17 protein-coding genes are annotated in these 20,926 nt (G+C 49.4%); 13 read left to right on the forward strand and 4 right to left on the reverse strand.

Translation table 11 applies throughout. From position 1 onward, the window contains the following. Positions 1–17: 17 nt before the first annotated feature. Both gldM and gldN read left to right on the forward strand, forming a co-directional pair. On the forward strand, positions 18–1,616 hold the full coding sequence (gldM, locus tag L1278_RS05790) for a gliding motility protein GldM (protein WP_253401812.1): 1,599 nt from the start codon (positions 18–20) through the stop codon (positions 1,614–1,616). A 24-nt stretch (positions 1,617–1,640) separates the two neighbouring features. Next, positions 1,641–2,498, forward strand: coding sequence for a gliding motility protein GldN (gene gldN, locus L1278_RS05795; RefSeq protein WP_253401814.1), 858 nt, complete (start codon positions 1,641–1,643; stop codon positions 2,496–2,498). A 277-nt stretch (positions 2,499–2,775) separates the two neighbouring features. Here gldN and uvrC read toward each other — a convergent pair whose 3' ends face one another. The 3 genes from uvrC to L1278_RS05810 are packed head-to-tail and all read right to left on the reverse strand — an operon-like array spanning position 2,776 to position 9,793. Further along, entirely contained in the window at positions 2,776–4,593 is a 1,818-nt protein-coding gene (gene uvrC / locus L1278_RS05800; protein ID WP_253401816.1) for an excinuclease ABC subunit UvrC, read from the reverse strand. A 12-nt stretch (positions 4,594–4,605) separates the two neighbouring features. Further along, the gene (locus tag L1278_RS05805) at positions 4,606–6,912 is read right to left on the reverse strand and encodes a penicillin-binding protein 1A (RefSeq protein WP_253401818.1); all 2,307 of its coding nucleotides are present in this window, start codon (positions 6,910–6,912) and stop codon (positions 4,606–4,608) included. Between the two features lies 1 nt (position 6,913). Further along, on the reverse strand, positions 6,914–9,793 hold the full coding sequence (locus L1278_RS05810) for a tetratricopeptide repeat protein (RefSeq protein WP_253401821.1): 2,880 nt from the start codon (positions 9,791–9,793) through the stop codon (positions 6,914–6,916). Between the two features lie 315 nt (positions 9,794–10,108). Here L1278_RS05810 and L1278_RS05815 point away from each other — a divergent pair, with 315 nt between their 5' ends. From L1278_RS05815 to L1278_RS05865, 11 genes are all read left to right on the forward strand, one after another. Further along, a complete protein-coding gene (locus L1278_RS05815) occupies positions 10,109–10,339 on the forward strand; it encodes an AtpZ/AtpI family protein (RefSeq protein ID WP_253401823.1) in 231 nt (76 codons plus the stop codon). Positions 10,340–10,344: 5 nt separating this feature from the next. Then, positions 10,345–10,728 carry a hypothetical protein gene (locus L1278_RS05820; RefSeq protein ID WP_253401825.1) on the forward strand — a complete coding sequence of 128 codons (384 nt, stop codon included), beginning with the start codon at positions 10,345–10,347 and terminating at the stop codon, positions 10,726–10,728. A 44-nt stretch (positions 10,729–10,772) separates the two neighbouring features. After that, positions 10,773–11,807 carry a F0F1 ATP synthase subunit A gene (gene atpB / locus L1278_RS05825; RefSeq protein WP_253401827.1) on the forward strand — a complete coding sequence of 345 codons (1,035 nt, stop codon included), beginning with the start codon at positions 10,773–10,775 and terminating at the stop codon, positions 11,805–11,807. Positions 11,808–11,844: 37 nt separating this feature from the next. Beyond that, positions 11,845–12,108, forward strand: coding sequence for an ATP synthase F0 subunit C (atpE, locus tag L1278_RS05830; RefSeq protein ID WP_007653345.1), 264 nt, complete (start codon positions 11,845–11,847; stop codon positions 12,106–12,108). Between the two features lie 132 nt (positions 12,109–12,240). Then, positions 12,241–12,735, forward strand: coding sequence for a F0F1 ATP synthase subunit B (locus L1278_RS05835; protein ID WP_220627317.1), 495 nt, complete (start codon positions 12,241–12,243; stop codon positions 12,733–12,735). Between the two features lie 54 nt (positions 12,736–12,789). Then, positions 12,790–13,347 carry an ATP synthase F1 subunit delta gene (atpH, locus tag L1278_RS05840; protein ID WP_220627318.1) on the forward strand — a complete coding sequence of 186 codons (558 nt, stop codon included), beginning with the start codon at positions 12,790–12,792 and terminating at the stop codon, positions 13,345–13,347. A 2-nt stretch (positions 13,348–13,349) separates the two neighbouring features. Beyond that, positions 13,350–14,930 (forward strand): F0F1 ATP synthase subunit alpha, encoded by a 1,581-nt coding sequence (gene atpA, locus L1278_RS05845; protein WP_253401829.1) that lies wholly within the window; start codon positions 13,350–13,352, stop codon positions 14,928–14,930. Between the two features lie 68 nt (positions 14,931–14,998). Beyond that, positions 14,999–15,886, forward strand: coding sequence for an ATP synthase F1 subunit gamma (gene atpG / locus L1278_RS05850; protein WP_253401831.1), 888 nt, complete (start codon positions 14,999–15,001; stop codon positions 15,884–15,886). Positions 15,887–16,055: 169 nt separating this feature from the next. Continuing rightward, positions 16,056–17,771: an alkaline phosphatase PafA gene (gene pafA / locus L1278_RS05855; RefSeq protein WP_253401833.1), complete on the forward strand. Its 1,716-nt coding sequence runs from the start codon at positions 16,056–16,058 to the stop codon at positions 17,769–17,771. A gap of 48 nt (positions 17,772–17,819) precedes the next feature. Next, on the forward strand, positions 17,820–18,392 hold the full coding sequence (locus L1278_RS05860) for an inorganic diphosphatase (RefSeq protein ID WP_253401835.1): 573 nt from the start codon (positions 17,820–17,822) through the stop codon (positions 18,390–18,392). Positions 18,393–18,505: 113 nt separating this feature from the next. Continuing rightward, a complete protein-coding gene (locus tag L1278_RS05865; RefSeq protein WP_253401837.1) occupies positions 18,506–19,390 on the forward strand; it encodes a UbiA family prenyltransferase in 885 nt (294 codons plus the stop codon). Here the strand turns inward: L1278_RS05865 and L1278_RS05870 are convergent. Further along, positions 19,387–20,898 (reverse strand): NAD(P)H-hydrate dehydratase, encoded by a 1,512-nt coding sequence (locus tag L1278_RS05870; protein ID WP_253401839.1) that lies wholly within the window; start codon positions 20,896–20,898, stop codon positions 19,387–19,389. The two genes, L1278_RS05865 and L1278_RS05870, sit on opposite strands and share 4 nt — an antisense overlap. Between the last annotated feature and the right edge of the window lie 28 nt (positions 20,899–20,926).

The raw sequence follows: 20,926 nt of genomic DNA on the forward strand, positions 1-20,926 counted from the left end.
CAGTAACTAAGTAGAAAATGGCTGGAGGAAAAGAGACACCACGGCAGAAGATGATCGGTATGATGTACCTTGTACTGACTGCACTTCTCGCCCTGCAAGTGAACTCTGCTATCCTGTTAAAGTTTCAGTTTATTGATGAAAGTCTCAAAGACGTCAACGATAAAACTTTAAAGGATAATAGCGGAGTTGTAACGAATATTAAATCCAAGGTCAGCGAAGGCGGTAACCGAGACAAGGACAAAACTGTTTTGGAAAGTGCCAATGCTGTTAGAAAAGAGACAGGTGAGCTGGTAGAGTATATCCGTGGTCTTCGTAACACACTGATTGAAAAAACAGGAGGTGAGAACGAAGAGAAAACCGGATATGCAAACCCTAGTGCCGAAGATCTGGTAGCAATAACCATGATTGGACCTGCAAGTGCTAAAAACGGTGCGGCTTATGAGCTGGAGCAGCGTTTGAACAACTATGCAAAGTTCATGAAGCAGTACAACCAAAACATGCCGGACATCCTGGCTCGTGATGGAAAGACTGACCCAATGGCTGCTAAAGACCGCGCTCAGCGCAATAAAGACTTTGCCCAGCTGAACTTTGAAGCTACCCCACTGGTAGCAGCGCTTGCAACTCTTTCTCAGAAAGAAGCCGAAGTACTGAAGTACGAGGCAGATGCTCTGCAGAACCTGGCGCAAAAAGTTGGTGCTGACATCATCAAGTTCGAAAAAATCTTCGCGATGGCACGTGCTGAGTCTAAGACAGTAGCTGCCGGTACCAAGTATAAAGCTGATATGTTTATCGCTGCTTCTTCTGATGCTATCACGCCAAAGATGACATTCCAGGGTAAGCCAATCAACGTAGTAGACGGTAAAGGCCAGATTGAATTCACGGCTCAAGCTTCAAACTACGATGCTGACGGTAACTCTAAGCAGACCTGGAAAGGTCAGGTGATCATTGACAAGAATGGAGAGCCGGAAGTACTCGACGTAACAGAGGAATACATCGTAGCAAAACCAGTTATCCAGGTTCAGTCAGCTGCAGTTCAGGCGCTATACCTGGGTTGTGCGAACGAACTGAATGTACAGGTTCCTGCATTGGGTGCTGTATATGATCCGAGCTTCTCTGCTTCTGGTGGTTCTGCCATCAAAGGTGCTAAGAAAGGTCAGGTAACCATTATCCCAACTACTACTGAAGTGAAGCTTAACGTAAGCAGCGGTGGTAATGCAATCGGTTCTGAAACATTCAAAGTTCGTCCAGTGCCAAGACCGTCTCTACAAACTGTGGTGAATGGCAGACCAGTAGACCAGAAGAGAGGTTTACCGGCTCAAGGTATCAGATCAGTTGAGATACAGGCGATTGCAGACGAAGGGTTCAAACAATTTTTGCCAAACGAAGCTCGTTATAGAGTAACAAAGTGGAGAGCATTCCTGGTTAGAGGATCAAATCCGGTAGACCAGGCTGAGTTTTCGAGCCCAACTGGTGACTTGTCCCGTTTTGCAGCAAAAGCTGGAAAAGGTGACCGCGTAACCATCGAGGTACTGCAAGTGAAGCGTTTGAACTACCAGGGAGCGCCAGTTGATGCGAAACCTACAGGCGACGGTATCTTCACTATCCCACTTAACTAATTAAGATTAGAAGCTTACAGGAGTATGAAACTTATCAAAGTAATAGGTGTAGCAGCTGGTATGATGCTCTCTTACGGAGCAGTAGCACAGCAAGTGTCTACCACGCAGTCCAGTAATCCATCAGCAAGACCTATTCCGGAGTCTGATGTATTGTTTAAGAAAACGGTTTGGCGTAAGATCGACTTGCGCGAAAAGCAAAACAGACCCTTGTTTTCTGAAAACAGAGAGATCACCAAAGTTTTGATCGACGCTGTAAAAAGTGGCGAATTGGTGGCCTATAAGACAGACTCTGTAAATGTACCTTTATCCAGAGAGGAATTCATCGCAAACATGACCGGAAAAGATATGGGCGGTGGTTTGACAGAGGAGGAAATCGCAGCTGGTTTTGGTCAGGAAGAGGAAGAAGAGGATGCCTGGGGTGCTGCCCTTGGTACAACTGCTACGCAAGATGCAGCTCCCGTAAGCAATGAATTTTTTGCAAAGCAGCTATACCTGCTGGAGCTGAAAGAGAATGTAGTATTTGATAAGAAGCGTTCCCGTATGTACCACGACATTCAGACGATCAGCATTAAAGTGCCTGCTACGCTTAACCCACTGGGTTTTGAGCAGACAGTAGGTAGCTTTAAAATGAGCGATCTGGTGAAAGTATTCAGAAACAACCCTGAAACTGCTATCTGGTACAACGCGCAGAACGATGCGCAGCATAAGAACCTAGCTGATGCATTCGACCTTTGGCTGTTTAGCTCTTACATTACCAAAATATCTAACCCGAACGACAGAGCACTGGGTGATATCTATGGTGGTGGTAAAAAAGGCCTGTTAGCCGCTCAGGAAGCGCTAGAAGCGTTGATCGAGTACGAGTACAGCCTGTGGAGCTACTAATTGCAAGACAATCATAAGAAAAGGGGGAGATCTGAAAAGATCTCCCCCTTTTTTGTTTTAGGCCAAGCCATAACCAGGTAATCACTGCTGTAAGTAAGGTATAGCCATTCTGCTGGAATCAGGTATAAGATAGGCTAAAGAAGCTATATATTATCTGCGTCTAAATTTCCAAAGTGCAAATTGAAAGGAGGCAGAATAAGAGCAGATCAAGGAACAGACATCGATACTGTTCGAAGGCAATTCTGTTTGAAGGTATAAGAACGCAAAAGCGCCCGAACTAAGACGGTCCTTCAACCTTATGAAAATAATCGAAAAGGATCTGTGCTTTGCGTTGGCCTACTTCCTCTGTTAATTCTGCCAGAGAGAGTTCTTTGAGCTTCTTTACAGACCTATATTTCTGAAGAAGCGCATCAGCAGTGGTAGGTCCTATACCTTTCACATCAGTCAATTCAGTCTTTAGAGTACCAGCATCACGGCGGGAACGGTGGAAGGTGATAGCAAAACGGTGTGCTTCGTTACGCAGGCGCTGTATCAGTTTAAGAGACTCTGACTTCTTATCAATGTAAAGCGGCAATTTATCACCCGGGTAAAAGATTTCTTCCAGCCGCTTGGCTACACCTACAATCGCTATCTTACCCCAAAGATCGAGGTCTTTTAGCGCCTTTACCGCAAAGCTGAGCTGTCCTTTGCCACCATCGATAATTATCAGTTGCGGCAGTGGTTGGTTCTCTTCTATAAGTCGCTTGTAGCGACGGGTGACAATCTCGTACATCGACTCAAAGTCATTGGGGCCAACCACGGACTTGATGTGGAAGTGGCGATAGTCCTTCTTGCTTGGCTTGCCGTTTTTAAAGCACACCATCGATGCAACCGGATTGTCCCCCTGAAAGTTGGAGTTGTCGAAACATTCGATCTGGCGGGGCAACTCGGTGAGTCGGAGGTCTTTTTTCAGCGTTTCCAGCACACGCATTTCACGCTGCTCTCCAAGACTTTTGTTCTGCTCCTGTCGCCCTTCCCGCTCTTTGCGCAGATACATCGCATTCTTCAACGAAAGATTCAACAGCTTGCGTTTGTCCCCTATCTGAGGTTGGGTGATGGTGATATTATCCAGCGGAAGCGTGAGTTCGATGTTAGTGATGATCTCACGGGAAGTGCTCTCAAACTCATGTCGCAACTGCACGATCACAGTCGCAAGCAGCTCTTCGTCGCTTTCATCCAACTTCTTGTGCAGTTCCAAGGATTGCGTCTGAATAATGGAGCCGTTCATGACTTTGAGGTAGTTCACAAAGGCGCACTTCTCATTCGAGGTGATCGAAAAGACATCGATATTCGAGAGCGTGTTGCTTACAACTGTGGATTTGGCCTGGTAGTCTTCCAGCAAATCCAGTTTTTGCTTGTAGCGGTGCGCCTGCTCGTACTGATAATCAGCGGCCGCCTCCGCCATGCGCTCCTTAAAATAAGTCTTAGCGATGGCCAGGTTTCCTGAGAGGATGTTTCTGATCTGGGAGATGTACTGGTTGTAGGTAGTTTCATCAATCAGATCCTCGCAGGGACCCTTGCAGTTGCCGATATGATACTCCAGGCATACTTTGAACTTGCCGGCTGCAATGTTTTCCGGCGACAGGTTATAAGTGCAGGTACGCAAAGGGTATAAGGTCCGGATAAGATCCAGTACGATGTGCATGGTGGTGCCACTCGGGTAAGGACCGAAATAGCGGGAACCGTCATTGATCTTGTTGCGCGTGCTGATGACCCGCGGAAAACGCTCGTTCACAATACAGATGTATGGATACGTCTTTCCGTCTTTGAGCAGGATATTGTACTTGGGCTGGTACTGCTTGATGAGGTTATTTTCCAGCAAAAAAGCATCAGCCTCCGTGTCCACAATCGTGAACTCGATATCCTTTATCCTGGAAATAAGCTTGAGCGTTTTTTTATTATGCTGGGCAGAGCGATTGAAATAGGAGCTGACACGCTTCCTGATATCAATCGCTTTGCCTACATATATGATGCCCTCGTCATCAAAAAACTTATAAATGCCCGGTTTATGTGGTAAATGGGAAATCTTCTCCCGCAGCTTCTCGTTTGCAGCCATGCTTAATTCTCATTAGAAAGCATCTAAGTCGATCGGGGCAGGAACCTGGTAAAACTCATCTTGCTGCGAAGAGTCTACCGGCATGCCGTTGTTATACTTAGCGCAATCTAATTCTACCGATAAAGGCGTAGAAGGTTTAGGGAATGGATCTTTTGATCTTTCCAGTGATTTGTCGGCGTATACCTTCTGCAGGAAGTTACCATAAATAGGCATCGCCAGTTTATTACCCTGACCGAGCGCAATGGTACGGAAGTGAATGGAACGGTCGTCGCCGCCAACCCAGGCACCTGCCACCAGATCCGGAGTTATACCCATGAACCAGGCATCTGAGTAGTTTTGGGTTGTACCTGTCTTGCCTCCAATTTCGTTTTTGAGTCCGTTGCGATGGCGCAGGCCATAGTAGGCAGTTCCTCCCGGCTCAGCAGCGGCTTTCAGCATGTGCACCATCATATAGGCGGTTTCTTCGCTCAGAGCATCAACTGTTTTTGGCACAAACTCGTGCAGCACATTGCCATGCTTGTCTTCGATACGGGTAATGAAGTTCGGCTCTATCCAGGTACCGCTGTTCACGTAAGTACCGTAAGCACCCACCATATCAAACAAAGTCACGTCGTTTACACCCAGTGCAAGCGAAGGATTTGCCTCCAGCGGTGTAGTGATACCCATGCGCTTGGCCGTTTTAACCAGTGTTTCAGCTCCAAGCTTGTTCACCAGGAACGCAGAGATCGAGTTAATAGACTTTGCCATCGCATTGCGCAGCGTGAATTTCTCGCCGGAGAATTTATTATCGGCGTTGTTCGGGCACCACATCGTACCGTCGCCTAAAGGTATACATACCTGCGTATCGAGTGTTTCGTAGCATGGGTAGTAGCCATTTTCGATAGCTGCTGTGTACAGGAAAGGCTTGAAAACAGAACCCGGCTGGCGGGCACCCTGTTTCACGTGGTCATACTTGAAATGCTTATAATTGATGCCACCCACCCAAGCCTTGATATGACCCGTTTGCGGCTCCATGGCCATAAAACCGGTTTGCAGGTAGTGCTTGTAATGCTTGAGCGAGTCAAGCGGACTCATCTCTACTTCCTTCTCTCCGTCGTACGTAAAGATCGTCATCGGGACCTTCTTGTTCAGATAGTAGTTGATAGAGTCTTGGTTGCCGTCAAATTGCCTGTTCAGGTTGCGGTAGCGATCGGTACGCTTAATAGCGGTTTGCAGGTAGTTCGGGATTTCCTTGCCCTGGCGGTCGATCCACGGATTGCGGCCTTTCCAGTGCGAGAAGAATTCTTTCTGGCGATCCTTCATGTGATCTTCTACTGCCTGCTCGGCATAGCGCTGCATGCGTGAGTCGATGGTGGTATAGATCTTAAGTCCGTCAGCATACAGGTCATAGCCATTCTCGCGGCACCACTTCAGCAAAAACTTACTGGCTTCGGTACGGAAATAAGGTGCCAGGCCGATGTTTTGATTCTCCACCCGGTACTTTAGTTCGATATCCGTGTTTTTCAGGTTGTCATATTCAGCCTGCGTCATGTAACCGTACTTTACCATCTGCGAGAGCACCACGTTGCGGCGATGCTTTGAGTTCTCCGGCTTGAATTTAGGGCTATAGTAGTTCGGGTTTTTAAACAAACCTACCAGTACAGCTGATTCCTGTACCTCCAGGTCGGGAACATCCTTGCCAAAAAAAGTCTTCGACGCGGACTGCAGGCCAAAGGCGTTGCTACCGAACTCAAAGATGTTCAGGTACATGGTCATAATCTCCTGCTTGGTATAGGATTGCTCCAGCTTCACGGCCATAATCCACTCTTTTGTTTTGTGAATCAGCGTACGGAAACCCGGCTTGTCATTGAGGTAGCCGTTGTTGAGCTCTTCGCCACGGGTACGGAACAGGTTTTTGGCCAACTGCTGCGTAATGGTACTGCCACCTCCTTTTGAACTGCCGATCATCAGGGAGCCAGCTACGCGCGCCATTGCCTCCGGGTCTATACCGGAGTGCTCTTCAAAACGGATGTCCTCTGTTGCCATCAGGGCATGCACAAAGTTGTCAGGTAGGTCGGTGAACTCGATCGGGGTACGGTTCTCGCGGAAGTATTTGCCCAGTTCCTTGTTGTCGGCTGAGTAAAGCACGGAAGAAAGGGCGCTTTTCGGGTTCTCAAGCGTACGCATGTTGGGCAGGTCACCGAACAGGTTCAGAAAATTGACGCTGACCGCATAAATGTAAAGTATGAACACAGCCAAACTACTCAGGAAGAGCAGCCAGAGTGTGGAAATGATCTTAGGGAATACCGTTTTTGGTTTGGGGCGGGTGGTTGTTGCCATGTTAATTATTCGTTCTGAAGTAATTCAGATATTCTACTATATCCTTCTTCTGAAGCAACTTCTGCCAGTTGTCGGATGATATTGCAAAGGTAATGAATTCTACGCCTCTAATTTTGCCAATCGGGGATTGAGGCGCTTTTTGTTTTATAGTATAAGCCTGAGCTTCTTTCATGTTAGGGAAAGCCCGCAGCAGCAAAATTCCCCTGTTGCCATCAAATGGCTGCTGCTCTACAGCGAGCTTTTGATTGCGGAAATATGTGTTGTTATACTTCTCATACTTGGCCCCGATTTCCTTAAAAGCGGCATGTTCCGTAGGGTATAGCATCACAAAATAGTAAGCCGAATCAGGAGCACTGGTATAAGCCAGCGGGTCAGCGGCAGGAGGCTGAACCTCTGCGACCTGAGTGCTTACTGTGTCCTGTACTATACCTGTTGTATCCAAAGGTGTGCCAGTCTGAGTTATGTTAGCCGTGTCCGGTTTAGCAATGGCAGTGTCAGGGATCGTATTCAGGTTAAGTGGGCGCGGCTGTAACGGTCTCGTGTTTTGGCCACGTGCCGATGCCAGGGCAATGCTGTTGCTGACCCGTTGCTCCGGCGTACGTTCGTCCAGTTTTTGTGCCGTGGGCGGTGCAGGTGCTTCCTGACGAAGTTGTTGTTTGCTCTCGAGGTCCTGGTAGCGCTTCAGCAACTCGTCGGCGCGAGGAGCCAGCGGACTGGAAGGATGCTGCTGCTTAAAGGCCAGTAGTTGCTGCTGAAGCAATTCCGGTCTTTCAGAACGGGCAGTGATCATCACATGTAGGAAAGCCACCTTGTCAGGTATATCGTTGAGCGGGTATACCTGGCTCAGTTCTGTGAGTAAAGTGGTCGCCTGCTGATACTCTCCCGATTCATACTGCGCAAAAGCTGAGTCATAAAGTGTGTGCGCTTTGATGTTGTCAAGTGCATTCTGACTCATGTAATTCGGGTCGTCTACCAATTTGGCATAGATCGTATTCGGGTACTGCTGTTTGATCCTGGTGTAATACGTGTCTTTCTGCTCGCTGCCTGCCCGGCTGTAGATCAGGTATAGACTATAGTGTGCCTCGGCGGCATGTTCGGATTGCGGGAATCGCTGCAGTAACTTCTCGTAGGTGGCAGTCGCATCTTCCGTTGAGTTGAGCTTTTGCGCATAGATGTTGCCCAAATGGAACATGGCATCTTCTAGCAACTTCTCGGACTGCTGTAAAGCCAGCGTTGTGGTCGGGATGTTTTGCAGGTATGTTTCGACCTGGGCCTGTAGTCGGGCAGAGCGGGTTTCTTCGGTTTCAGCTGCTGCAGTGTCGGTGGGAGCTTCCATCGCTACCACTTCTTCCTGACTTCCTACGGTTTCGCCACGGCTCAGGAGTCGCCAGTTGTCCTGCAGCGGACGGTCGCCCCAGCGCCTCACGAATTCGGAGCGGGCTGTGGCCATGGCCGCCGGGTTATCAAAGTAAAATACGCCTCCTGTATTGTTGCCTCCTGCTGCTGCTGCATCCGGGTTATTACGACCTCCAACCGTAACGGCTGCCTGTTGCTCCTGAGAACGACGGGCTTTGCGCTGCTTTTCCTGCTCCAGTTGTTTGGCCTGCTCCTGCAAGCGTGCTTCCTCTTCTTGCTGCACAATGTTTTGCACAAAAGTCAGACGCTCGCCTTCGCTCATAGCAGCCAGCTGTTGCAGACTGTCCTGCAGTTGGATCGTATTGTATTGCTTCGTGAAATCAGCCAGAACATTGCGACGTTCGAGCACCTGCTCATACTCCAGGGCCTGTTGCGGGTATACCTGCACGGCGCTGTCATAATAGGCCTGTGCCAGGTCGTACTTGTTGAGGTTCTCGAAATAGATCTCCCCGGCCAGCAGGTAGGTATAGGCTTTCTGGTTAGGTATAGTGCCAGGCGTTTTCAGAGACTCCTCAATGTTCTGCAGGGCTTTGTCGTAGTGCTGCTGGCGGCGCTCAAACACAGCCATTTCGTAATAAATCTTGTCGCGGTACTCGGCGTTTTTCTCATCCCGCAGCATTTTCTGGTAGTAGCCCGCAATGCGGTTCAGGTCCTGCGCATCGTCCAGTTCCGATACCTGGCCAAGGTATAGCCGGCTGAAGAAACCCAGGTCGTAAGGCGGATTGCGGCGCAGGATGCGACTATATTGCTGGTAGGCCTCTTTGCTCTGGCCGCGGTCCTGGTACAGGCGGGCCAGCGAGAATCGTACGCGCGACTGGTCGTCCCGCTCCGTAAAGTTCGGCAGCGACAGGTCTAGGTTCTCGATCACGGCGGCGGTATCGCCCTGCATGAGGTGGTACTGGGCGCGGGCCAGGTATAGCTCGCGGGCATTGTCGCGGTTCAGGCGTTCTTTGCGCAGAAACTCCGACACCTGCCAGGCATTGTCTGTCTCCCCCAGTTTCAGGAAAGAGCGCATCAGCCACACCAGCGCCTCATGTTTCACGTGGCGGTCTTTGCCTGTGGAGTTCACATAGCGGAATGTCTGGGCAGCCTCCGGGAAATTGAGTTCATAAAAGCGCACCTTGCCGATGACCAGGTAACTGTCGTCGATCCATTTGCTGTTCGGGTGGTACTGTATCGGGAAAGAGGCTTTTTTGATGACATCTTCCAGGTCGGCGGCGTGTGCTTTATAAGTAGCAGAGTCGATGGGTGGAAAGATGGGCAGGGGCCGGTTGTAATCGTAAACGGTCTGGTCCTGTATGCTCTTCTCGATGGCATCCAGTTTCTCTTTCGCTAAAAAATAGCCATTGTAACGAGCCGTGGTGTTATGATAGGCTTTGCTGAGCGGATTATTGCGCTCAGCAGAACAGCCCGCCAGTAATAGGCAGGCTAGCACGAAGAGAAGGTATGGTGAGTTTTTGCTCAAAGTATCAATTGTGTGCAGCATAATTGGCCCGCCCTGCGCTTATCTTATGATAACGGCCTGGCTATACCTGAAAGTATCCGAGCTGAAACAGCGCGCAAGCTGTAAGCCATCTACAAAAATACAATAATATGCCAATTATGTAAGGGGTTGTTGATAAAGCCTGGAGTCCGCTATTGAACTATCGAAAATAAGAAATGGTTTCAGGCCTCAGAAGGCGTCGGAAACGCTCCGAAAAGCTGGCTAATTAAAGTAGAATTGCACAGAACCCCATGAAAAAAGTGTAATTTTGTAAATCATTGAAAAACAACCCAGCGCATGTCACAGCCAGACGAACAAAAGCCAAAGGGCGAAGACTCTTTTAAAGGCTACCTGAAGTACTCAGGGTTGGCCTTCCAGATGATTGGGGCGATGGTGCTGGCTGCCTGGGGTGGTTCGGCGCTGGACGAGCGCATGGGCAATGAGAACCCCTGGATGACGATCGTGCTGCTAGTTTTGGCAGTGGTGGCCTCTATGGTGTTGGTAATAGTATCCTTAAATAAAAAGTAACCGCATTGAAATTCTTTAAAAACCTCCTCATTTTCACAGGTGTTGTGAGCATCGGCATTGGCCTTCTCTCCTTTTATACTGGCACGGCGCTCCTTCACCCGCTAGTCTGGTATATTTTAGGTTTTATGGTCCTTGTTACGGCCTTGGCCTTTTATGTGTCGCGGTTAGGCGTGGGCTATGACCCGGATAACTTTCAGCTGTACTACTTTGGCTCGATGGGCTTCCGGATGATCCTCAGCATCGCCGTTATATTTGTTTACATATACATGTACTCCGAAAATGAGCTGCAGTTCGTTTTCAACTTCTTCGCGTTATATTTTCTATTTACCGGGTTTGAAATCTACAGCTTAATAACTAACTTCGCACCGCAATTGAAAAAGCAAGACTAGAAATAGCTTTTGTGGATTTTAACTTTGCTTTTAAATCTCTCTTAATGAAGAAGTTATTTATTTTACTGTTTTCCTTCCTGACGATCTCTGCCCAGGTAGAGGCTGCAGCGGAAGGCGGCGAGTTTAAGCCAGGCGATATGATCACCCATCACATCGCAGATGATTATACCTGGCATTTTGCCGATGGTGTAACGCTATACCTTCCTGTTATCCTGATCGATAACGGTACTCCAAAGGTGTTTTCATCCAGTAACTTCTATGACGAAAATCACGCGGTAGTACCTTACGAAGGCTATATGATGAGCCACGGCCACATCTACCGTGCGGATGCCAGTGGCCAGCAGGCTGCTGATCAGTCTTCTCTTCTGGACTTCTCTATCACCAAGAACGTTGCCTCTCTTTTCATTAGTGTGGCCCTGTTGTTAGTGGTGTTCTTTGTAATTGCCGGTAGCTACGCAAAGGGTAAAGGCAGAGCTCCTAAAGGTATACAGTCTTTCTTTGAACCGATCATCATCTTTATTCGTGACGAAATAGCTAAGGCGAACATTGGTCCTAAGTATGAGCGCTACATGCCATACCTGCTGACGATCTTCTTCTTTATCTGGTTTAACAACCTGCTTGGTCTGATGCCGGGTGGCGCCAACCTGACAGGTAATATTGCTGTAACGCTGGTGTTGGCTACCATGACCCTGTTGATCACGGTGTTCAGTGGTAATAAGAGTTACTGGTCGCATATATTTGCTACACCTGGTGTGCCTACCTGGCTTGCTCCGATCATGATTCCAGTGGAATTGATCGGTATTCTGACAAAGCCGTTCTCGTTGATGGTTCGTCTTTTTGCTAACATCACGGCAGGTCACATTATCATCCTGTCGCTGTTCAGCCTCATCTTTATCTTCGAGAGCATATTTGTTGCACCACTAAGCGTGGCCTTCGCAATCTTCATGTTCTTCTTGGAATTGTTCGTGGCACTGCTGCAGGCGTACATCTTTACCTTGCTTTCAGCGATGTATTTTGGTGGAGCGGTAGAAGAGCACGATCATGTAGGTGACCACGGTCACGGAGATGGCGCACATTAATCTGTTTTTTATTTTTTAACTATATATAACTATAATTATGTTAGCAATTTTGCTTCAAGCAGTAGCAGCTACAACCGACTTCGGTTTGGCTATCATGGGTGCCGGTATCGGTGCTGGTCTGGTTGCCCTTGGCGCTGGTTTGGGTATCGGTAGAATCGGTGGCTCTGCCATGGAGTCTATCGCGCGTCAGCCAGAAGCTGGTGGTAAAATCCAGACTGCTATGATTATCGCGGCTGCCCTTATCGAAGGTGTTGCACTTTTCGGTGTGGTAGTTTGCTTGCTAATCTCTTTCAAAGGCTAATATCCTTTGTATTTGGTCTCTCGTCCGGACGTATGGTCCGGACGGAGAGGTCAAAATAGTTAAATAGTTAAAAGCAATGCCGGTTGATAGCCGGTGAACTGATTAAAACCTAATTATTCAAATTCATACACAATGGAATTAGTAACCCCAGGTATAGGTTTAATTTTCTGGCAGACGGTGACTTTCATCATCGTGCTGTTCCTGCTTTCCAAGTTCGCCTGGAAGCCTATCATGAATGCGCTGAACGAGCGTGAGACTTCTATTGAAAATGCACTGAGCGCTGCTGAAAAAGCAAAGCTGGAGATGCAGGGTCTGAAGGCTGAGAACGAGAAACTGCTGGCCGAAGCCCGTATGGAGCGTGACAAGATCCTGAAAGAAGCTTCTGATGCTGGTAACGCCCTGGTAGAGACGGCAAGACAGAAAGCAAACGAAGAAGGTGCCCGCATGATCGCGCAGGCGCGTGAGTCTATCGAAAACGAGAAGCGCGCTGCTATTACGGAAGTGAAAAACATGGCTGCCGTACTTTCAGTGGACATTGCTGAGCGCATTCTGCGCAAAGAGCTGAGTAACCCACAGGCACAGCAAGAGCTAGCCAAGGATTACATCAACGAAGTAACGCTTAACTAATCGTATCAACATAGCCAGGCTGCTCAAATAGCAAAGAGGCCATAATAAAGCAATATGTCAGAAATTAGAATTGCTTCGAGATACGCAAAGTCGCTGATTGAACTGGCGCAGGAAAGAGGTGTACTGGAGCAAGTGAAGGAGGACATGGATTTGTTCGCCAAAGTGCTTGACCAGAACAGAGAACTGAAGCTCCTGATGCGTAATCCAGTAGTGAAGTCAGACAAGAAACTAGCCGTGATCAATGCGGTGTTCAAAGGCAAAGTAAACGACCTTACCCTGGCTTTCTTTAAGATCGTGGCCCAAAAAGGCCGTGAGTCGGTGCTTGTGTTTATTGCTCCTGAGTTTACGAAGCAGTACAATGTGTACAAAGGCATCACAACAGCCAGCGTAACCACTGCAGTGCCGCTTACAGAAGAACTTCGCAACGAACTTGGCCAGCGCCTAGTAGCCCAGACAGGTCAGCGCGTAGAATTAGAAGAAAAGATTGATACAACCCTGATCGGTGGCTTCGTGCTCCGTGTGGGCGATCAGCAGATTGACAGCTCTGTGAAGTATAACCTGAACAAGCTGAGAAATAAATTTAAAGACAACCCCTATATCAATAAATTATAATCATGGCAGAAGTAAGACCTGACGAAGTATCAGCCATACTAAGAGAGCAGCTATCTGGCTTCCGTTCTGAGGCAGAATTGGAAGAAGTAGGTACAGTACTGCAAGTGGGTGACGGTGTCGCTCGTATCTATGGCCTTTCCAAAGCACAGTCTGGTGAGCTATTAGAGTTTGAGAACGGACTTCAGGCGCTTGTTCTGAACCTGGAAGAAGACAACGTAGGTGCCGTAATGCTTGGCGACTACAGCGAAATCAAAGAAGGCGCCACTGTAAGAAGAACGAACCGTATTGCCTCTGTAAAAGTAGGTGATGGCATCATCGGCCGTGTGGTAAACACACTGGGTCAGCCAATCGACGGTAGAGGTCCTGTTGCAGGTGAACTGTATGACATGCCACTGGAGCGTAAAGCACCAGGTGTGGTATTCCGTCAGCCGGTAAACGAGCCAATGCAGACTGGTATCAAGGCGATTGACTCCATGATTCCGATCGGCCGTGGCCAGCGTGAGCTGATCATCGGTGACCGCCAGACAGGTAAGTCTGCCGTAGCGATTGACACGATCCTGAACCAGCGCGAGTTCTTCGAAAAAGGACAGCCAGTATTCTGTATATATGTTGCCGTAGGTCAGAAAGCATCTACAGTAGCCCAGGTAGTGAAGTCATTGACTGAAGGTGGCGCGATGGATTACACAGTAGTTGTTTCGGCTTCTGCTTCTGATCCGGCTCCAATGCAGTTCTTTGCTCCATTTACAGGTGCTGCTATCGGTGAGTTCTTCCGTGATACCGGCCGTCCTGCACTGGTTGTTTATGACGACCTTTCCAAGCAGGCAGTTGCTTATCGTGAAGTGTCTCTGCTGCTGCGTCGTCCTCCAGGGCGTGAAGCTTATCCTGGTGACGTATTCTACCTGCACTCTCGCCTTCTGGAGCGTGCCGCTAAGGTGAACGCTTCTGACGAGATCGCTCGTAACATGAACGACTTGCCAGAGTCTATCAAGCACCTCGTGAAAGGTGGCGGTTCTTTAACTGCCCTTCCAATCATCGAGACGCAGGCTGGTGACGTTTCTGCCTATATCCCAACGAACGTAATTTCGATTACAGACGGTCAGATCTTCCTGGAGACGAACCTTTTCAACTCTGGTATCCGTCCTGCGATCAACGTAGGTATCTCTGTATCGCGTGTGGGTGGTAACGCTCAGATCAAGGCGATGAAGAAAGTATCTGGTACGTTGAAGCTGGACCAGGCGCAGTTCCGTGAACTGGAAGCGTTTGCGAAATTCGGATCTGACCTGGATGCTGCGACTAAGCTGACAATTGAGCGTGGTCGTCGTAACCTCGAGATCCTGAAGCAGCCACAGTTCTCTCCAGTATCAGTTTCTGAGCAGGTAGCTATTATCTACTGCGCAACAAACGGTCTGTTGGACAACGTGCCTGTGAACGAAGTTAGAACTTTCGAGAAAGACTTCCTGCGCACCATGCGTGCTCAGCACCAGGACACCCTGAACGCTCTGTTGGCCGGTAAGCTGGACGACGAGACGACAGGTGTTATCAAGCAGGTAGCCAGAGAGCTTTCTGCCCGTTACAAAAAGTAATATTTAGTTATGAGTTAGAGACTGCTGACAAAGGCGGTCTCTAACTTTATGCTCATAACATATAGAAAATGGCAAGTTTAAAAGAGGTTAGAGGCCGCATTACATCTGTATCGTCTACTCAGCAGATCACCAAAGCCATGAAAATGGTGGCAGCTGCCAAGTTGAGACGTGCTCAGGACAACATTCTGCGTATGCGCCCTTATGCGCAGCGTCTGAGTGGCATCCTGGCCAACCTGTCTCAGTTGACAGAGGGTTCTGTGTCGAACAAATACTCTGAAAAGCGTGAAGCGAACAGAGTACTTGTGATCGCGGTAACATCTGATCGTGGTCTGGCAGGTGCTTTTAACTCAAACATCATTAAAGCCGCCAATGTACTGGCACAGGGCAAATACCGCAGCCAGTATGAGGCCGGTAACCTTACCTTCCTGACAATTGGACGTAAAGGTGCTGAGGCTTTGAGCAAGCGCGGTTATAAAGTGATCGGTGACTATACCGGTACTTTCGCAAACCTCTCTTTTGACACCGTTCGCGTTGCAGCGGAGCGTGCCATGGATGGTTTCGTAGCCCGTGAGTTCGATCAGGTGGATATTATCTACAACGAGTTCAAGAACGTGGCTACGCAGATTGTGCGCACGGAGCAGTTTTTGCCAATCGAGGATAAGCCAGTGGAGGAAACTGCCAACAGCATGGTGTCTGACTATACCTTTGAGCCATCAAAAGAGCAGATCATTGAAGAGCTTATACCTAAGTCGCTTAAGATTCAGGTATACAAAGCGGTGCTGGAGTCGAATGCTTCCGAGCACGGTGCCCGAATGACTGCCATGGACAAAGCGACAGAAAACGCCGGCGAACTGCTGAAAGAACTGAAACTTACCTACAACAGGACGCGTCAGGCGGCCATCACGAAGGAGATTCTCGAGATCGTGGGTGGAGCAGAGGCGCTTGCTGCAAAATAGATTGAATTACCAGATAGAAAAGCAACGCCCATCACACCTGGTGGGCGTTCTTTTTTTGGGGATATAATACAGTGTGTTATATTTTTGTTAAAACATCGAGTACGGGTATGTATGCCGGCGGGTAAGTTGAGGCGTGTTGCCTATATTTGAGAAACTCAACAACAGACACATGAAGTTAAGCGGTTTTAGATCCGGTTTTCAGACTTTGGTTGCAGCATTTGTATTAGTTGCAGTGCAGGCTTGTACTACTACTAATACTGGCAACAGCCCAAACGTAGTAAATGAGCAACAGGTAAACCAGTCAGTGATTGGTGTAGAAGGCCGGCCGAAGCTGGTGGTAGGCATTGTGGTGGATCAGATGCGCTACGACTTCTTGTACCGCTACTGGGATAAGTACAGCGAAGGCGGGTTTAAAAGACTGGTAAGACAGGGCTTCAACTTCAAAAATAACCAGTACAGCTACGTGCCGACGTATACCGGACCAGGCCACGCATCCGTTTATACCGGTAGCGTACCTGCCTTAAACGGTATTATCGGAAATAACTGGTATGATCGCACCACGGGCAAGTCTGTGTACTGTGTGGAAGATAAGACCGTGAAAACGGTAGGCAGCACTTCCGATGCCGGCCTGATGTCGCCTAGGAACCTGCTGACGACCACCATCACAGATGAACTGCGCCTTTCCAACAACATGCAGTCGAAGGTGATAGGTATAGCCCTGAAAGACAGAGGATCTATTCTGCCAGCCGGCCATACCGCCAATGGTGCCTATTGGTTCGATTCTCCTTCCGGAAACTGGATCACGAGCACGTATTATGCGAATAACCTGCCTAACTGGGTACAGGAGTTCAACAACCAAAAGCATCCGGACAAACTGTTGGGTGAGGTATGGAACACACTCCTTCCGATCGAACAGTATACCGAAAGTACAGCAGATGATATGCCGTGGGAGCGTGCCCTGCCAGGCGAAGAAAGACCGGTATTTCCGCACAACATCCCTGCCTTACGTGGTAAGGATTATGAATTGATCCGCTCTATACCTGCAGGCAACACAATAACCACGGAGTTTGCCAAAGCAGCCCTGCGCGGTGAGAATCTGGGTAAAGGAAAGCATACCGATTTTCTGGCGCTGAGCTACTCTACCCCTGACTACACCGGGCACTCGTTCGGACCCAACTCTATTGAAGTACAGGATGTATACCTGCGCCTCGACCGTGAGATTGAAGAACTGATCAATCTGCTGGAGAAGGAAATCGGCAAGGACAATGTTTTGATTTTCCTGACGGCAGACCATGGCGCGGCGCATGTGCCTACCTATATGGAGTCGCTGAAGATTCCGGCAGGCACAGCCAACTCCGGCATAATGCGTGACTCGCTGGAGCTGCACCTGAACAAAATGTTGGGCAAAGGTCGTTGGGTGGAGCGTTATACCAACCAGCAGGTATACCTGGACCACAAAACGATTGAGGCCAAAAAGCTGAAGAGAGCAGATGTGCAGGAAGCGGTGGCCAATTATGTGATGCGTTTTGAAGGAGTGGCCAGAGCCATTCCGGCTGAGGCAGTACAGCGTGTAGGTGCGACTGGCGGACTGATGGCGCGCATCCAGAGCGGTTACAACGCCCAGCGCTCCGGCGATGTGGTGGTGGTGCTGCAGCCAGGCTGGTTCGAAGGCTATGGCAGCGGACCGCAGAAAGGAACCACGCACGGCTCGCACAGCAACTACGACACGCACGTGCCACTGGTATGGTATGGCTGGAAAGTGAAGCCGGGCGAAAGCTCTGTTGAAACAGCTGTAGCAGATATTGCACCCACCATCGCCTCCTGGCTATACATACAGGAGCCGAACGGTAGCGTGGGGCGCCCCTTGCAAGAATTAATGAAGTAACAATACCTGTCGAAAAAATTGGTTTCGACGACTTTTAAGAAAGATTATATGATGGAGAATTTAGAAAAGAATAACCCGTGGCACAGCGTGAGCTACGGTGAGGAGGCCCCGGCAGTCGTTACTGCCATTATTGAAATTCCGAAGGGTTCGAAAGCAAAGTACGAGTTGGACAAAGAGAGCGGCATGCTGAAACTCGACCGTGTACTTTTCTCATCGGTGAACTACCCTGCCAACTATGGCTTTATACCTAAAACTTACTGCGACGATAAAGATCCGCTCGATATCCTGGTAATCTGTTCGCTGGATGTAGTGCCTATGTGCCTGATCGATGCGAAAGTGATCGGTGTGATGCGCATGATCGACAACAACGAAGAAGACGACAAGATCATCGCCGTGGCGAACAACGACATGTCGGTACGTCACATCAACGATATCTCTGAATTGCCTCCGCATACTTTGCTGGAGATGCGCCGCTTCTTTGAAGACTACAAGAAACTGGAACACAAAGAAGTAATTGTAGAGCAGTTCCTGGGTCGTGAGCAGGCTTACGAGATCATCAAGGAGAGCATCAGACTGTATGACGCTACCTTTATCGAAACAGAGCCGAAAAGCACGATCTAAAACTTTACTTTTCCTGTAAAGCCTGATGTGGGGTAAAACCTGTGTCAGGCTTTTTTATTTACAGTCGGCCGGGGTTTGAAAGCCGTACCTGAATTGCGAACTTGCAGAGAAGGATGTTAGAAAGAGAATACAACGAGATAAGACACCAGCAACCACTGGCCAATTGGCTGAGAGCAGGTATAGAAGCTTTGCTCTACAGCAGTGTGTTCATTTCGCTCTGCGCTTTCGGACTAACAGTAGAAACGTACTTACTGACAGGAAATAAGGTATCGCTGCCGATGGCGGGGTTTGTGTTTCTGGCGACACTCTTTACCTATAACACCAGCAGTTTGCAGCGTACATGGCGTGGCTGGCGTGTCGGCGAGGCCGGACAGCCCTGGAACATACGGCATCAGCGGAAGCTGGCGGTGTTGGCCTTGCTCAGCTTGACAGGGGCTGTTATCCTGTTCTTTCTGTATGAGCTTAGGATTAACCTTTGGTTTGTGCTGGTGCTGGCGCTGATTTCAGTAGGATATACTGTACCGCTTGCGCGAAACCGTTTCAAACCTTTCCGGAGTGTGCCTTTGCTGAAGGTCTTTTTGATTGCGCTGGTGTGGTCTGCCGTAACGGTGCTGTTTCCTTTGATCGATGCAGCAGTGCAGGTAGACAGTCCGGTGATGCTGCTCTGGCTGCGGCGTTTCCTGTTCATTCTGGCACTGGCCCTGCTGTTCGACATCCGCGACTATACCTACGACCGCCGCACCAGCACCCTCACCTTCCCCGGGCTGCTAGGCGAAAACTATACGCGCTTCCTATCCCTTGGGCTGTTGCTGCTATACCTGTTGCTGGTGCTGCTGACGGAAGAAGGAGCCATTCTCATAAGTTTGATGAGCGCTGCCCTGGTGGCTGGCCTGATCGTGTGGAATGCGTCGGAAGAGAAACCTCGCATCTATTATGCGCTGCTGGCCGATGGTGCCATGCTGGTACATTTTGCGTTCGTATACCTGGCCGTCACCTAAGCACGGCCCAACTTCTGAAAAGCCTGTGGCAGATGCTGAATCTCATCCGAGGCGATCAGGGCAATTTCTCCCACCGTATCTTTGGCCAGATCACCGGCAAGTCCATGCAGGTATACGCCCAGCAGGCAGGCCTCTTTTAAGGTATAGCCTTGCGCTACCAACCCTGTCAGGATGCCGGTCAACACATCGCCGGTTCCGCCTGTGGCCATACCTGCATTGCCGGTCGTATTGAAGTAGATGTCTCCTTCGGGCGTAGCAATGGCCGAATGACTTCCTTTGAGCACCATGTAGCATTGGTATATCCGGCAGAACTCCCTCACTTCCTCCAGTCTTTCATATTCGTTGTTGCTTTTGCAGACCAGCCGTTCAAACTCTTTGGGATGTGGCGTGAAGATGACTTTTCCTTTCGGAAGCTGGGCCTTGAGTTTGTCGCTGCTGGCAATCAGGTTGATGGCGTCGGCGTCAATGACCAATGGAAGATCGGTAGTGGCCAGTAGCTGACCTAAGAGCGTTTTGGTCATTCGTTCTGTTCCGATGCCCGGTCCTATACCTATGGCGTTAAACTTCTCCATGGATTCCGGCAGCCTGGACAAATGCTTGCGGTTGTTATCAGGTATAAGCATGGCCTCCGGCACGGCAGTTTGCAGTACATCATAGCCAATGGCAGGCGCCTGTACGGTGAGCAGGCCTACGCCGCTGCGCAGACAGGCCCTGGCCGCTAGCACTGCTGCTCCTATTTTGCCATAGCCTCCGCAAAGCATCAGCGCATGCCCGTAGGTGCCCTTGTGCGAGAATTTGCTGCGCGGCTTTAGCAATTGCTGCATCTCTTTCTGCTCCACATAATGGAAGTTCGATTCAGCCTCCGCAAGGTATGCGGGACTCAGACCAATACTGACGATATGCCAGTCGCCTACATACTGTGCATGCTGGGGAAGAAAAAAAGCAAGCTTAGGTAACTCGAAGCTCACCGTATGATCTGCCTGCACGATGGCGCCCTCGGCAGGCGTCTGTTTGTCCGTGTACAAACCCGAAGGGGTATCAATAGCGACGGTACAGCTGCTGTGCTCATTTAGCCAGTTAATGACATCGGCATAGAGCCCGGTGACGGGTCTGGAGAGGCCGGTACCGAACAGGGCATCAATTATGCAGGCTTTGTCAGGTATAGCAGGCAGGTCGTTTTTATTGCTGATGTGGTATGGGGGCACTTCACGCGGCAGTCGCTCCAGGTTGATCTGAAAATCCGGAGACGCCTCATTGCCGTCGTTAATCAGGTATAGCTGCACATCGTAGAGGCGCTGGTGCAGGAGTCGGGCTACCACTAACCCATCACCCCCATTGTTACCGGGGCCGCAGAAGATACAGACAGGTTGCTCCGGCATGAACTTGTTTTCAAACCAACCTGTAAAGGCCCGTGCCGCTCGTTCCATCAATTCGTCTGAAGCAATGCCTTCCTCGCTGATGGTCTGTGCGTCAGCTTCACGGGTTTGTTGAGCGGATAGGATTTTCATACGTTAATTTTATACTTCTTTAACTGGA

Origin of the sequence: Pontibacter sp. HSC-36F09 (genome assembly GCF_024171605.1) — a bacterium.
Classification (GTDB): domain Bacteria; phylum Bacteroidota; class Bacteroidia; order Cytophagales; family Hymenobacteraceae; genus Pontibacter.